Below are 12,921 nucleotides of genomic sequence, written 5' to 3' on the forward strand. Positions count from 1 at the left end.
GACTCATCACGCGATCCTTTATCTCTTTACCTATGGAAGTAGATAAAGCCGAAGACCAGCCCTCGCCCATCGAGTTCCGCCTGGACCCGGCCTCCGGCGTCCCGACCTACCTGCAACTCGTGCAGCAGGTCGAACAGGCCTTGCGGATGGGCTGGTTGGCGGAGGGGGACCGGTTGCCCCGGGTGCGCGAGGTGGTCGCCGGGCTGGCGATCAACCCCAACACCGTGCTCAAGGCCTACCGGGAGCTGGAACACCGCGGCCTGGCGGCCGGCCGGCGCGGCCAGGGCACCTTCGTGCGCGGACTGCCCGCCGGAGTGGTGCCGCTGCGCGAACGGGCCGCGCTGCGGCGGGGCTTGCTGGACTGGATGCGCTCGGCGCGGACCGCCGGGCTGGACGAAGGGGGGATGGTCGCGGTGTTCGAGGACGCGTTGCGCGACCTGCGCGAGGGGCGCGACGGGGTGGTGGCGTGATGACGACCGACACCGTGATCGACTGCGGCGGCATCGGCAAGCGCTACCGGCGCTCCTGGGCCCTGCGGGACTGCCACCTCGCCGTCCCGGCCGGGCACGTGGTGGCCCTGGTCGGCCCGAACGGCGCCGGCAAGACCACCCTGCTCAGCCTGGCCGCCGGACTCACCCTGCCCAGCGAGGGCGCGATGACCGTCCTCGGTGACCAACTACCGGGCTCACCAAGGGCCTTGGACCGGATCGGCTTCGTCGCCCAGAACGCCGCGCTCTACCCCGGCCTGCCCGTACGCGACCTGCTCGCGATGGGCCGCCACCTCAACCGGCGCTGGGACGAGACCCGGGCGCGCACCCACCTGGACGGCCTCGGCATCCCGCTGGACCGCAAGTACGGCCGGCTCTCCGGCGGCCAGCAGGCCCAGGTCTCGCTCGCCCTGGCCCTCGCCAAGCGGCCCGAACTGCTGCTCCTGGACGAGCCGTTGGCCGCGCTCGACCCTCTCGCCCGGCACGACTTCATGTCCGTGCTGCTCACGGCGGTGGCCGAGGACGGCCTCTCGGTGCTGTTCTCCTCGCACGCCGTCAACGAGCTGGAGCAGAGCTGCGACTACCTGGTGGTGCTGGCCGGCGGCCGGGTGCAGGTGGCGGGGGAGGTGGACGACCTGATCGCCGACCACCGGATGCTCACCGGCCCGACCGCCGAGGCCGACACCGTCGCCGAGCGCCTGCCGGTGGTCCGTGACCGCCGGGCCGGCAGCCAGTCCCACCTGCTGGTGCGCACCGGCGGACTGGACGCGCCGGTCTCCGGCGGCTGGTGCCAACAGCGCGTCGGCCTGGAGGAGTTGGTGCTCGCCTACCTGCGCGAGCCGACCGCCTCCGCCCTGCCCGGCCCGCGCGGGGCCGTCCGGACGAACCAGAAGGTACTGTCGTGAGCTCGATCACCCTCGCCCCGCCCCGCTCCGCCGTGCTGAGGGCCGCCGGGCTGCGCCACCGGCCGGCGCTGCTGACCCTGCTGACCGTGATGGGCGTGATCTCGTTCGTCCTGCTGGCGCACGGCTGGTACCTGCACGACGGCCTGGACCGCACCGGCGCGGGCTCCTGCGACCCGGCCACCGCCGCCTGTGCGGCGACGTTCAAGCGGTTCCTGCACCAGTACGCCGACAGCATGCCGATGCTCGGCAGTGTGGCCTACGTCCTCGGCGGTGTGTTCGGCGCCTTCCTCGGCGGCCCGCTGCTGGCACGGGAGTTCGAGCACGGCACGGTGCGCTTCGCCTGGACCCAGGGGGCCGGACGCTCCCGTTGGACGGCGGGCGGCCTGGTGCTGGGCGGCGCGGTGCTGGCCGTGGTGGCGGCGCTGTTCGGGCTGGTGCTGCGCTGGTGGACCGTGCCGCTGGAGCTCATGGGCGGACAGTTCCACCCGGACCTCTTCGTGGAGGCGCCGCCGGTGCTGATCGGCCGGGTGCTGGTGGCCTTCGGGGTCGCGGCGCTGGCCGGCGCGGTGCTGCGTCGCACCGTGTTCGCGGTGGGCCTCGGCCTGGTGGCCTCGGTCGCCCTGCCGTTCCTCGCCCAGGCCGCGCGCTCGCACTACATGACCCCGCTGGACGAGCCGGTGCGCGCCATGACGTCGCTGGCGACGGACGACCGTTGGGTGCTGAGCGTCTGGTACTCCGACCCGGCGGGGAACCGGCTCTCCGAGTCCGAGTTCTACAACCTCGGCGGTGATTACGACCATCTGCAGTCCCTGGTGCACGACGGCGGCTACACCATGCACGAGGTGTACCAGCCGGCCGACCGGTTCTGGCCGTTCCAGTGGATCGAGTTCGGCTGGACGACCCTGCTCGCCGTGGCCCTGTGCGCGGCGGCGGTCTGGTGGGTGCGCCGCCGGGCGGTCTGACCTGCACCGTTCGCAGCTCCTTGAAGTTGCATTGTCAAAACCCTTGCGGGACCGGGGCTCCTGGGCGTTTCCTTCTCGTTAGGAAGGTTTCCTAACCTACGAGGAACCGGAGCGTCCCATGCGTCCTCAGCCCCGTCGTGCCCTCCGCATAGCCCTCGCCGCCGCCCTGGTGGCCGCGCCCCTCACCGTCGTGGCCACCTCGGCCGCCCAGGCCGCGCCCGCGCCCGCAACGTCCGTCCAGCTCAAGGGCGTCGGCCTCGACGACCCGCACAAGAAGGACATCGCGATGCAGCTGGTGTCCAGTGCCGAGAACTCCTCGCTGGACTGGAAGGCCCAGTACAAGTACATCGAGGACATCGGTGACGGCCGCGGCTACACCGCCGGCATCATCGGGTTCTGTTCCGGCACCGGAGACATGCTGGACCTGGTCCAGCACTACGCCGACCTCAAGCCCGGCAACGTCCTCGCCAAGTACCTGCCCGCGCTGAAGAAGGTCAACGGCAGCGCCTCGCACTCCGGCCTCGGCACCCCGTTCGTCAAGGACTGGGCCACCGCCGCCAAGGACCCGGTCTTCCAGCAGGCCCAGAACGACGAGCGCGACCGGGTGTACTTCAATCCCGCCGTCAACCAGGCCAAGGCCGACGGCCTGCGCGCGCTCGGCCAGTTCGCCTACTACGACGCCATCGTGATGCACGGCCCGGGCGACAGCTCGGACAGCTTCGGCGGCATCCGCGCGGCCGCCATGAAGAAGGCCAGGACGCCCGCCCAGGGCGGCGACGAGGCCACCTACCTCAAGGCCTTCCTGGACGCCCGCAAGGTGGTCATGAAGAAGGAGGAGGCGCACTCCGACACCAGCCGGGTCGACACCGAGCAGTCGGTGTTCCTCAACGCCAAGAACTTCGACCTCAACCCGCCGCTCAAGTGGAAGGTCTACGGCGACAGTTACAGCATCAACAGCTGACGCCCAGGTCGGCGCGGTGGCGGGAGCCCGTTCCCTCGGGTCTCCCGCCATCTCGGCATTCGATCCCCCCCCGCAAACAACCCAAGGGACTGTGAAAGTCCTGTTCATCCCATAACGAATCGAGCAGGGGCATAACGAACGATCCCTCCCGCATTGACGCATTCGCACGGTGGCGCTTGACTCCGTCCCCTGCCGCAGGGTTGCGGCGCCGTACAGGAGGCACCACCGATCATGATCAGACCCATGCGTCTCGCGGCCACGGGCACGGCCGCCGTGTCGCTCGCACTCGCCCTCACGGCCTGCGGCCAGACGGTGGCGGGCCAGACGCCGGCGGCCGGCGGAGGCGGGGGCGGAGGTGGCGAGGGCATCGGTCTGCTGCTGCCGGAGAGCACGTCCTCCACCCGGTACGACGCCTTCGACAAGCCCCTGATCGAGCGGACGGTGACCGGCCTCTGCACCAAGTGCACGGTGAGCTACGCCAACGCGGGCGGCGATGCCACCGTTCAGAAGAAGCAGTTCGACGACATGCTCGCCAAGGGCGTGAAGGTCATCCTGCTCGACCCGGTCGACGCCAAGCTCACCGCCCCGTGGGTGGACGCCGCCAACGCCAAGGGCGTGAAGGTCGTCGCCTACGACCGGCTGGCCCAGGGCAAGGTCGCCGCGTACGTCTCCTTCGACAACCAGCAGACCGGTCAGCTCCAGGGCCAGTCCCTGCTCGACGCGCTCGGCCCGAAGGCCTCCTCGGCCAACGTCGTGATGATCGACGGCGCCGAATCCGACCCCAACGCGGCGCAGTTCAAGGCGGGCGCGCACCTGGCACTGGACGGTCGGGTCAAGATCCCCTACGAGCAGTCCGGCGAGTGGAAGCCGGACGTGGCCACGGAGAAGACGAACGAGGCCATCCAGAGCCTCGGGAAGAACGGCATCCAGGCCGTCTACGTCGCGAACGACGGCATGGCCGCCGCCGTCATCGAGGCCCTGAAGGCCGCGGGCATCAAGAACGTGCCGGTCGGCGGCCAGGACGCCTCCCTCGACGCGGTCCGCCGGGTGCTCACGGGCGAGCAGGCGTACACCATCTACAAGCCCTACAAGCCCGAGACCGACGCGGCGGGCAGCATCGCCGTCCAACTGGCCGAGGGCATGGACATCAGCACGACCGCCGCCACGCTCACCGACAGCGGCGGCCTGAAGATCCCCTCGCTGCTGCTCACCCCGATCGTGGTGACCAAGTCGAAGGTGGAGGCCACCGTCGTCGGCGGCGGGCTCTACAAGGCGTCCGACATCTGCACCCAGCAGTACGCGGAGGCCTGCGCGCAGGCCGGGGTCAAGTAGCGCGGTCCGTCAGGCAGTCGCAAAGGGGCGCGCCCGTACCGGAGGCCGGTACGGGGGCGCCCCCTCCGTCGAGGCTCAGGCGCTCGCGGTGTAGTCGTAGAAGCCGCGGCCGGACTTGCGGCCCAGCAGGCCGGCGTCGACCATCCGGGACAGCAGCGGGGGAGCGGCGTACAGCGGCTCCTTGTACTCGTCGTACATCGACTCGGCGATCGACACGATGGTGTCCAGGCCGATCAGGTCGCACAGCCGCAGCGGGCCCATCGGGTGGGCGCAGCCGGCCTCCATGCCCTTGTCGATGTCCGAGGCGGTGGCCACGCCCGACTCGAACATCCGCACCGCGGACAGCAGGTACGGCACGAGCAGTGCGTTGACCACGAAGCCGGCCCGGTCGCGGGCGCGGATCGGCTCCTTGGCGAGCACCTGGGTCGCGAAGGCCTCGACCCGCTCGGTGGTGGTCGCCGAGGTGGTCAGGGTCGGGATGACCTCGACCAGCTTCTGCACCGGCGCCGGGTTGAAGAAGTGCAGGCCGATGACCTGCTCCGGGCGGGAGGTGGCGGCGGCCAGCTTCACGATCGGGATCGAGGAGGTGTTGGAGGCCAGGATCGCGTCCCGCCGCTCGACCACCTGGTCCAGCGTCTGGAAGATCTGGACCTTGACGTCCTCGCGCTCGGCGACCGCCTCGACCACCAGGTCGCGGTCGGCGAAGTCGGACAGGTCGGTGGTGAAGGACAGCCGGGCCATCGCCTCGTCCCGCAGCTCGGGGGTCAGCTTGCCGCGCTTGACCGCCGTCTCCAGGGAGTTGGTCAGCCGGGTGCGCCCGAACTCCAGCGCCTCACCGCTGGCCTCCGACACCATGACGTCCAGCCCGGCCCGGGCGAAGACCTCGGCGATGCCCGACCCCATCAGGCCGCAGCCGACTACTCCGACGCGCGCGATGTCACTCACTCAGTTGCCCTTCGGTGGTGCTGGGGGTCGCCCAGCGAACTGGTGGCCCAGCGAGCTGCTGGTCAACGGGTCGGTGTACCGGAATGGGTGCACCGGTCACCGCCCCGACGACGTTACTACTCCGTACCGGCCAGTAGGTCACCCCCTCCCCGGCAGGGTGCCAGTCCGAAAGGCCCCCGTACGGGTGAGGCCGCGCCGCCCGCGCGTGTGCCCGGACCCGCCGCCGGGCGCCGCCCGACAGAATGCCGCAGACGGGGGCCGGGGACGGGAAGGGAGCACACGGTGCCGACGGGATCGCTCACAGGACAGGTCGCGCTGGTCACCGGCGGCGGCCGGGGCATCGGCCGGGAGATCGCCATCGGCCTGGCCGCCGAGGGCATGGCCGTCGGACTGGTCGGCCGCACCCACGAGACGCTGACCGAGACCCTCAAGGAGTGCGTCAAGCACGGCTCCCGGGGCGTCGCCGTCACCGCCGACGTCTGCCGCCCCGGCTCGGTGCGCGAGGCCGTCCGGCTGGTCGAGCGCGACCTCGGCCCGATCGACCTGCTGGTCAACAACGCCGGCCTGGTCGACCGCGCCGAGGTGCCGCTGTGGGAGACCGACCCCAACCAGTGGTGGCAGGTGATCGAGACCAACCTGCGCGGCCCCTACAACCTGCTGCGCTGCGTGCTGCCCGGCATGGTCGCCCGCCGCCGCGGCCGGGTGGTCAACCTGAACTCCGGCTTCGCGCTGCGCCCGGACGGCGACTACACCGCGTACGCGACCTCCAAGGGCGCGCTGCTCCAGCTCTCCGACAACATGGCGGACTCGCTGGCCCGGCACGACGTCGTGGTGCTGGACATCAGCCCCGGCGCGGTGGCCACCGACATGACCGCGGGGATGCCGATGTTCCGGGACATGAAGGAGTGGGGCTCGATCCCGTACATGGTCGCGGTCACCGTGGACGCCGCCCGCGGCCGCTTCGACGCGCTGCACGGGCGGTTCATCCACGCGGGGCGGGACGACCTGGAGGAGCTGGTCGCCCGGGCCGACGAGATCCGCGCGGCGGACGCCCGGACGCTGCGGCTGCGCCCGTACAAGGACGACGACCCGATGGTCTGACCGGCGGATCCGGTCAGGCGCTCAGGTGCTCAGTCGTCGCCCTGCCGCTCGGTCGCTCGGCCGCCCTGCCGTTCAGGCGCACAGCTGGCTGGCGGTGACCGGCTTGAGCCCCGCCTTCGCCAGCCCGTCCAGGATCGCCGGCAGCGCGTCGATGGTGCACTGGTGGCCCATGTGCAGGGCCACCACCGAGCCGCCGCGCACCGCGTTCAGCACCCGGCGCTGCAGCTCGGCGGCGCTCGGGTCGTTGTAGTCGCGCGGGTCGACGTCGAAGGACAGCACGTGCTCGTAGCCGACGGCCTTGGCCTGCTCGCCCACCATCGAGGTGGCGTACTGCGCGGCGGACGGGCGGAACCAGCGGCCGATCGAGCCGGTCAGCTGCTGCAGCCGGTCGGCGCACTGGGCGATCTCCGCGCGGGCCTGGTCCGGCGTCATGGCGGAGATGTTGAGGTGGTTCTGGGTGTGGTTGCCCAGCTCGTGGCCGCCGTCCAGGATCCGCCGGGCCATCTGCGGCTGCTGGTCCAGCCAGCTGCCGACCGCCATCACGGTCAGCTTGACGCCGCGCTGTTCGGCGGCCTCCAGCAGGGCGGTGGCGAGCTTCGGGTCGCCGCTGCCGTGGCAGGTGAGCGCCACGCTCTTGCCGGAGCGCGGCCCGTGCACCACCTCGAACGGGGTGCCGGCCGCCAGTGGCGTCAGTACGGGCGGGGTCGGGGTCGCGGCGGCGGCCGGGGTCGGCCCCGCGTCGGGCTGCGGCCCGGACGGGGTGGGCGGGGCCGGGGAGGCGGGCCCCTCACCGCCGTTCCAGGCCGGGTCGGTGAGGTGCTGGGGGTCGACGCTGCCGGGGTGCGCGGCGAGCGCCCCGGTGTCGGCCCGGCGGGGCGTGCCGCTGTCGCAGGAGGTGAGGAGCCCTCCTGCGGCTGACAGGGCGGCCAGCTTGGCGGCGGTGCGCAGTACGGTGCGGCGGTCGGCAGTCATCGGCAGCCAGCATAGAGAGGACGGCCCCGCCCGGCGATCCGGAGCCGCCGCCCGTGGCCGCCCTCCGCTACCGCTTTTGACGTGCACACACTCCGCTGTCCGGGTCTTGCGTAAACCTGAACTCCCGCTGTTTCCACGGCGGGTCCTTGGATACGATCACGGCGCACCGCGTGTTACGGGGCAGTAGGCACCTTCCGGCATTGCGCATTGGGGGCGGAACATGATGCACGAGGACACCGCGGCCGTCGACCAGGACACCCGCACCGGCTGGGAGTGGGCCAGAGCAGATGACTGGCAGCCGCCGAGCGAGCTCGACACCGGCATCCCGCACACCGCCCGGATGTACGACTACTACCTGGGCGGCAAGGACAACTTCGAGGCCGACCGCAAGGCCGCCCAGGCCGCGATAGCCGCCTACCCGGCGCTGCCGCTGCTGGCCCGCACCAACCGGCAGTTCCTCGGCCGGGCCGTCGAGTTCGCGGCGGGCCGGGGGATCCGCCAGTTCGTCGACATCGGCACCGGCATCCCGGCCGTGGGCTCCACCAACGAGGTCGCCCAGCGGGTCGCCCCGGACGCCCGGGTGGTCTACGTCGACAACGACCCGATCGTCGCCACCCACGCCCGCGCCCTGCTGGCCGGCCGCCCCGCCGGGCGCACCTCGGTCATCGAGGCCGACCTGCGCGACCCCGAGGCGATCCTGCGCCACCCCGAGCTCGGCGGCGCCGTCGACCTCTCCCAGCCCGTCGCGCTGATGCTCGTCGCCGTCCTGCACTTCATCCGGGACGAGGAGGGCGCCCAGCGGATCGTCCGCACCCTGCGGGACGCGCTCGCCCCCGGCAGCGCCCTGATCCTCTCCCACGGCAGCCCGGACTTCGCCTCCCGGGAGAGCGCCGCCGAGGGCACCCGGATCTACAAGAGCGCCAGCGCCCCGCTGGTGCTGCGGCCCCGGGCCGGCGTCGAACCCTTCTTCGGCGACTTCGAGTTCGTCGGCCCCGGTCTCGTCCAACTCCCACTCTGGCGCCCCACCGCGGGCCACATCCGCACCACCGAACTGCCCGAGGGCTGGCAGGACGTCTCCGCGTACGCGGGCGTCGCGCTCAAGCCGCTCAAGCCATGACGCGGCCCGGCGCCACCGTCAAGCCATGACGGGGTGGCCGGTCCCGGCACCTCCCTCCTGCGCCGGGACCGACCATCGCAGACTACGTACGGGCACTGACAACCCCTCACCCCCATGGATACCCTGCGGCCCTGGACGACCTGCTCACCCGGATCGGCGACGACGCCCCGCGGCGGCTCGCCCTCCAGGCCGCGCACCCGGTACGGACCGGGCGGAATTGACGCGACAGGGCGCGGTGGGCGGTGTTAGCTTCCGCGTCATGGAACCCCTCAGCGACCCCGAGATCCGCGCGTCCTTCGTCAACTGCTCCAAGGGCGAGGCCCGTCGGCTCACGCTGCCCCGGGGCCTGGCCGAACTGCCCTGGGGGGACTTGGACTTCCTCGGCTGGCGGGACCAGGGCGCGCCCGACCGGGCGTACCTGGTGGCGCCGTACGGCGGCGAGTTGGTCGGCGTGACGCTGCGCTCGCCGATGGTCCGGCGCAGCCTGACCAAGACCAACGTCTGCTCGCTGTGCATCACCGCACACGCCGGGTCGGGCGTCGCGCTGCTGGCCGCCCGCCGGGCCGGGGCGTCCGGGCGCGAGGGCAACACCGTCGGCACGTACATCTGCGCCGACCTCGCCTGCTCGCTCTACGTCCGCGGGTTGAAGAAGTCCGCCGCGGTGACCAGGCCGGACGAGTCGCTGCCGTTGGAGCAGCAGGTCGCCCGTACGGTGGGCAACCTCGACGCCTTCCTGGCCAGGGTGCTCACCGACACCGCGGCGTAGCCCAGGGCCAACGGCCGCTACCGGCCGCGCAGCTGGTCCAGGTCGCGGCGCTCCCGCTTGGTCGGGCGCCCGGCGCCGCGGTCCCGCTCGAAGGCGGTCGGGGTGAACTCGCGCGGCGGTCGCGGCGGGCTGTTGTCGGTCAGGCACTCCGCCGCGACCTGGGCGCCGACCCGCTTGCGGATCGGCTTGCGCACCACGACCACCCGCTCGTAGCCCTCCTCGCGGACCCGGACCTCGTCCCCGGCCCTGAGCGGCTGGGCGGGCTTGGCCCGCTCGCCGTTGACCCGGACGTGTCCGGCCTTGCAGGCGGCCGCCGCCAGCGAGCGGGTCTTGGCCAGCCGGACCGACCAGACCCAGACGTCCACCCGCACGCTTCCCTCGTCCTCAGCCATCCCGCGAGCCTATCGAAGCCGCCGGACGGGCTCCGAGCGCCGGACGGGTCCGGGCCCTACGCGGCGGACGGGACCTCCTGGACCGCCCAGCCGTTGCCGTCCGGATCGTTGAAGAACACGAAGTTGTTCCAGGCCTCGCCGTGCCCGTTCACCCGGGCCCCCGCGACGAAGTGCTGGACGGGGCTGACGGCCACGCCGCGCGCCGCGAGCTCCGCGTGCGCCTTCTCGATGTCCGGGACGACCAGTTGGAGGCCCTTCACCGAGCCGGGCGGGGATTCGATCACCCCGGTGCCCACCACGATCGAGCAGCGCGAGCCCGGGGGAGTCAGCTGGACCACTCGGACCCCGTCCCGCAGCCGGGTGTCGTGGTCCACGGTGAAGCCGGCCTGCTCCTCGTAGAAGAGCTTCGCGCGGTCCACATCGGCCACCGGGACCACCACGACTTCGAGTTTCCAGTCCATCGCCCTCACCCCTCTCGGTCGGGCCCTTCCAGTATCTGCCGAAACCGTTCCCCGGGGGACCTTCGGATAGCCTGAGAACACGATGAATCCGCAGACCACGCCCGCCTCGTCACCGTCAGCCACCACCTTCGAGACCCCCTGGGGCGCCCTCGACCTCACCCGCTTCCCGGTGGACCCGCGCGAGCGGCTGCGGGCCTGGGACGCAGCCGACGAGTACCTCCTGCGCCACCTCGCCGGCGCGGCCGACAGCGCCGGCGGCGCCGCCACCGAGCTGGCCGGCCGCCGGATCGCCGTCCTCGGCGACCGCTGGGGCGCGCTGGCCACCGCGCTGGCGCCGTACCGGCCGGTCCAGATCAGCGACTCCCACCTCGGCCGGCAGGCCACCCGGGAGAACCTCGCCCGGGCCGGCGCCGCCGTCGACGAGACCCGGCTGCGCACCACCCGGGACACCCCGCCGGAGCGGATCGACGTCCTGCTGGTGCGGGTGCCCAAGAGCCTGGCCCTGCTGGAGGACCAGCTGCACCGGCTCGCCCCGGCGGTCCACCCCGGCACCGTGGTGATCGGCACCGGGATGGTGACCGAGATCCACACCTCCACCCTCCAGCTGTTCGAGAGGGTCCTCGGCCCGACCCGCACCTCGCTCGCCGTCCGCAAGGCCCGGCTGATCTTCTGCACCCCCGACCCGGCGCTCGACCCCGGCCCCAATCCGTGGCCGCACCGCTACGCGCTGCCGCCGGACATCGGCGTCGCCGCCGGCCGTACCGTGGTCAACCACGCGGGCACCTTCTGCGCGGAGCGGCTCGACATCGGCACCCGCTTCCTCCTGGCCCACCTGCCGACCCCGGCCCCCGGCGACCGGGTGGTCGACCTCGGCTGCGGCAACGGCGTGGTCGGTACGGCGGCGGCGCTGGCCGGGCCGGGCGCGGAGCTGGTGTTCGTGGACGAGTCCCACCAGGCGGTGGCCTCGGCCGAGGAGACCTTCCGTACCAACCTGGGCCCGGACGCCCCGGCCGAGTTCCGCACCGCGGACGCGCTCGACCCGGCGGTGTTCGCCCCCGGCTCGGTGGACCTGGTGCTCAACAACCCGCCGTTCCACACCCACCAGGCCACCACCGACGCCACCGCCTGGCGGATGTTCACCGGTGCCCGGCGGGCGCTGCGGCCCGGCGGTGAGCTGTGGGTGGTCGGCAACCGGCACCTGGGCTACCACGTCAAGCTGCGCAAGCTGTTCGGCAACTGCCAAGTCGTCGCCGGGAATCCCAAGTTCGTGGTGCTGCGGGCGGTCAAGCGGTAACCCGCGCGGCAGTTCAGCGGCGCTCTCCGCTCCGGCAGCCGGGCGACACCGGTTGCCCCGCGATCGCCAACACGATCGCCACCACGATCGCGATCGCCAGAGCCATCGCCAGGGCCATCGGGATCCCGCTACCCAGCCTTGCATGACTTTTCCTTCGCGCGTATATTCATGCCACGACAAAGGAGGAACGCCATGGCATTGCGAGTCGCCGTCGCCGGCGCGAGCGGGTACGCGGGCGGTGAGGTGCTGCGCCTGCTGCTCGGCCACCCGGAGGTGGAGATCGGGGCGCTGACCGGCGGCTCGAACGCGGGCACCGCGCTGGGCGCGCTGCAGCCGCACCTGGTCCCGCTGGCCGACCGCGTGCTCGAGCCCACCACCCCCGAGGTGCTGGCCGACCACGACGTGGTGTTCCTGGCGCTGCCGCACGGCCAGTCCGCCGCCGTCGCCGAGGCCCTCGGCCAGAATGTCCTGGTGATCGACTGCGGCGCCGACTTCCGGCTCAAGGCCGCCACCGACTGGGAGCAGTTCTACGGCTCCGCCCACGCCGGCACCTGGCCCTACGGCCTGCCCGAACTCCCCGGCCACCGCGACGCGTTGAAGGGTAGCAACCGGATCGCCGTGCCCGGTTGCTACCCGACGGCGGTCTCCCTGGCGCTGTTCCCCGCCTACGCGGCCGGGCTCGTCGAGCCGGAGGCCGTGGTGGTCGCCGCCTCCGGCACCTCCGGCGCGGGCAAGGCCGCCAAGACCCACCTGCTCGGCAGCGAGGTCATGGGCAGCGTCAGCCCGTACGGCGTCGGCGGCGTGCACCGGCACACCCCGGAGATGGTGCAGAACCTCAGCCCGGTCGCCGGCGAGCCGGTGACGGTCTCCTTCACCCCCACCCTCGTCCCGATGTCGCGCGGCATCCTGGCCACCTGCTCCGCCAAGGCGAAGCCGGGCGTGAGCGCCGGGAGCCTGCGCGACGCGTACGCCCGGGCGTACGCGGACGAGCCCTTCGTCCACCTGCTGCCCGAGGGGCAGTGGCCGCAGACCAGTAGCGTCTACGGCGCCAACACCGCCCTGATCCAGGTCGCCCTGGACGCCACCGCCGGGCGGGTCATCGCGATCAGCGCGATCGACAACCTCGTCAAGGGCACCGCGGGTGGCGCGGTGCAGAGCATGAACATCGCCCTCGGCCTGCCCGAGGAGCTGGGCCTTCCCCTGAACGGAGTCGCACCGTGACCAC

At 72.3% G+C, this 12,921-nt stretch carries 14 protein-coding genes; 10 read left to right on the forward strand and 4 right to left on the reverse strand.

Features of this window, described 5'->3' with window-relative positions; all coding sequences use genetic code 11:
* Positions 1-32: 32 nt before the first annotated feature.
* The 5 genes from ACZ47G_RS20590 to ACZ47G_RS20610 all read left to right on the forward strand — a co-directional run bounded on the left by ACZ47G_RS20590 (position 33) and on the right by ACZ47G_RS20610 (position 4,648).
* The gene (locus tag ACZ47G_RS20590) at positions 33-470 is read left to right on the forward strand and encodes a GntR family transcriptional regulator (protein WP_465744600.1); all 438 of its coding nucleotides are present in this window, start codon (positions 33-35) and stop codon (positions 468-470) included.
* The gene (locus ACZ47G_RS20595; protein WP_465744602.1) at positions 470-1,393 is read left to right on the forward strand and encodes an ATP-binding cassette domain-containing protein; all 924 of its coding nucleotides are present in this window, start codon (positions 470-472) and stop codon (positions 1,391-1,393) included. Before ACZ47G_RS20590 ends, ACZ47G_RS20595 begins: the two co-directional genes overlap by 1 nt.
* Positions 1,390-2,355, forward strand: a complete 966-nt coding sequence (locus ACZ47G_RS20600) for a hypothetical protein (protein WP_465744604.1) — start codon at positions 1,390-1,392, stop codon at positions 2,353-2,355. The genes ACZ47G_RS20595 and ACZ47G_RS20600 overlap by 4 nt, the downstream gene beginning before the upstream one ends.
* Before the next feature lie 118 nt (positions 2,356-2,473).
* Complete coding sequence (locus ACZ47G_RS20605; protein WP_465744606.1) at positions 2,474-3,316, forward strand: chitosanase; 843 nt, start codon at positions 2,474-2,476, stop codon at positions 3,314-3,316.
* Positions 3,317-3,559: 243 nt separating this feature from the next.
* Entirely contained in the window at positions 3,560-4,648 is a 1,089-nt protein-coding gene (locus tag ACZ47G_RS20610; protein WP_465744609.1) for a sugar ABC transporter substrate-binding protein, read from the forward strand.
* A gap of 75 nt (positions 4,649-4,723) precedes the next feature.
* Here ACZ47G_RS20610 and ACZ47G_RS20615 read toward each other — a convergent pair whose 3' ends face one another.
* Complete coding sequence (locus ACZ47G_RS20615) at positions 4,724-5,593, reverse strand: 3-hydroxybutyryl-CoA dehydrogenase (RefSeq protein ID WP_380462176.1); 870 nt, start codon at positions 5,591-5,593, stop codon at positions 4,724-4,726.
* 282 nt (positions 5,594-5,875) lie between these two features.
* On the opposite strand from ACZ47G_RS20615, the gene ACZ47G_RS20620 reads away from it, so the two are divergent.
* Positions 5,876-6,694, forward strand: coding sequence for an SDR family NAD(P)-dependent oxidoreductase (locus ACZ47G_RS20620; RefSeq protein ID WP_465744611.1), 819 nt, complete (start codon positions 5,876-5,878; stop codon positions 6,692-6,694).
* 72 nt (positions 6,695-6,766) lie between these two features.
* Here the strand turns inward: ACZ47G_RS20620 and ACZ47G_RS20625 are convergent, their stop codons facing one another.
* Positions 6,767-7,666, reverse strand: coding sequence for a polysaccharide deacetylase family protein (locus ACZ47G_RS20625; RefSeq protein WP_465744613.1), 900 nt, complete (start codon positions 7,664-7,666; stop codon positions 6,767-6,769).
* A gap of 220 nt (positions 7,667-7,886) precedes the next feature.
* Here ACZ47G_RS20625 and ACZ47G_RS20630 point away from each other — a divergent pair, with 220 nt between their 5' ends.
* Positions 7,887-8,783 carry an SAM-dependent methyltransferase gene (locus ACZ47G_RS20630; protein ID WP_465744615.1) on the forward strand — a complete coding sequence of 299 codons (897 nt, stop codon included), beginning with the start codon at positions 7,887-7,889 and terminating at the stop codon, positions 8,781-8,783.
* A gap of 259 nt (positions 8,784-9,042) precedes the next feature.
* A complete protein-coding gene (locus ACZ47G_RS20635) occupies positions 9,043-9,549 on the forward strand; it encodes an FBP domain-containing protein (RefSeq protein WP_465744617.1) in 507 nt (168 codons plus the stop codon).
* A 17-nt stretch (positions 9,550-9,566) separates the two neighbouring features.
* Here the strand turns inward: ACZ47G_RS20635 and ACZ47G_RS20640 are convergent, their stop codons facing one another.
* On the reverse strand, positions 9,567-9,941 hold the full coding sequence (locus ACZ47G_RS20640; RefSeq protein WP_380462182.1) for an RNA-binding S4 domain-containing protein: 375 nt from the start codon (positions 9,939-9,941) through the stop codon (positions 9,567-9,569).
* A 56-nt stretch (positions 9,942-9,997) separates the two neighbouring features.
* Positions 9,998-10,402 (reverse strand): VOC family protein, encoded by a 405-nt coding sequence (locus tag ACZ47G_RS20645; protein WP_380462183.1) that lies wholly within the window; start codon positions 10,400-10,402, stop codon positions 9,998-10,000.
* Positions 10,403-10,484: 82 nt separating this feature from the next.
* Between ACZ47G_RS20645 and ACZ47G_RS20650 the strand changes: the two genes are divergently transcribed.
* Together ACZ47G_RS20650 and argC are read left to right on the forward strand one after the other, a co-directional pair.
* A complete protein-coding gene (locus ACZ47G_RS20650) occupies positions 10,485-11,696 on the forward strand; it encodes a methyltransferase (protein ID WP_465744620.1) in 1,212 nt (403 codons plus the stop codon).
* A 192-nt stretch (positions 11,697-11,888) separates the two neighbouring features.
* Entirely contained in the window at positions 11,889-12,917 is a 1,029-nt protein-coding gene (argC, locus tag ACZ47G_RS20655; protein WP_465744622.1) for an N-acetyl-gamma-glutamyl-phosphate reductase, read from the forward strand.
* Positions 12,918-12,921 lie beyond the last annotated feature (4 nt).

Source organism: Kitasatospora sp. NPDC030952 (genome assembly GCF_055571335.1).

Excerpts from the sequence above, each read along its gene's own strand:
- ACZ47G_RS20625 (WP_465744613.1), bottom strand. The coding sequence starts at position 7,666 with ATGACTGCCGACCGCCGCACCGTACTGCGCACCGCCGCCAAGCTGGCC.
- ACZ47G_RS20605 (WP_465744606.1), top strand. The coding sequence starts at position 2,474 with ATGCGTCCTCAGCCCCGTCGTGCCCTCCGCATAGCCCTCGCCGCCGCC.
- ACZ47G_RS20590 (WP_465744600.1), top strand. The coding sequence starts at position 33 with ATGGAAGTAGATAAAGCCGAAGACCAGCCCTCGCCCATCGAGTTCCGC.
- argC (WP_465744622.1), top strand. The coding sequence starts at position 11,889 with ATGGCATTGCGAGTCGCCGTCGCCGGCGCGAGCGGGTACGCGGGCGGT.
- ACZ47G_RS20645 (WP_380462183.1), bottom strand. The coding sequence starts at position 10,402 with ATGGACTGGAAACTCGAAGTCGTGGTGGTCCCGGTGGCCGATGTGGAC.
- ACZ47G_RS20610 (WP_465744609.1), top strand. The coding sequence starts at position 3,560 with ATGCGTCTCGCGGCCACGGGCACGGCCGCCGTGTCGCTCGCACTCGCC.
- ACZ47G_RS20595 (WP_465744602.1), top strand. The coding sequence starts at position 470 with ATGACGACCGACACCGTGATCGACTGCGGCGGCATCGGCAAGCGCTAC.
- ACZ47G_RS20630 (WP_465744615.1), top strand. The coding sequence starts at position 7,887 with ATGATGCACGAGGACACCGCGGCCGTCGACCAGGACACCCGCACCGGC.
- ACZ47G_RS20650 (WP_465744620.1), top strand. The coding sequence starts at position 10,485 with ATGAATCCGCAGACCACGCCCGCCTCGTCACCGTCAGCCACCACCTTC.
- ACZ47G_RS20635 (WP_465744617.1), top strand. The coding sequence starts at position 9,043 with ATGGAACCCCTCAGCGACCCCGAGATCCGCGCGTCCTTCGTCAACTGC.
- ACZ47G_RS20640 (WP_380462182.1), bottom strand. The coding sequence starts at position 9,941 with ATGGCTGAGGACGAGGGAAGCGTGCGGGTGGACGTCTGGGTCTGGTCG.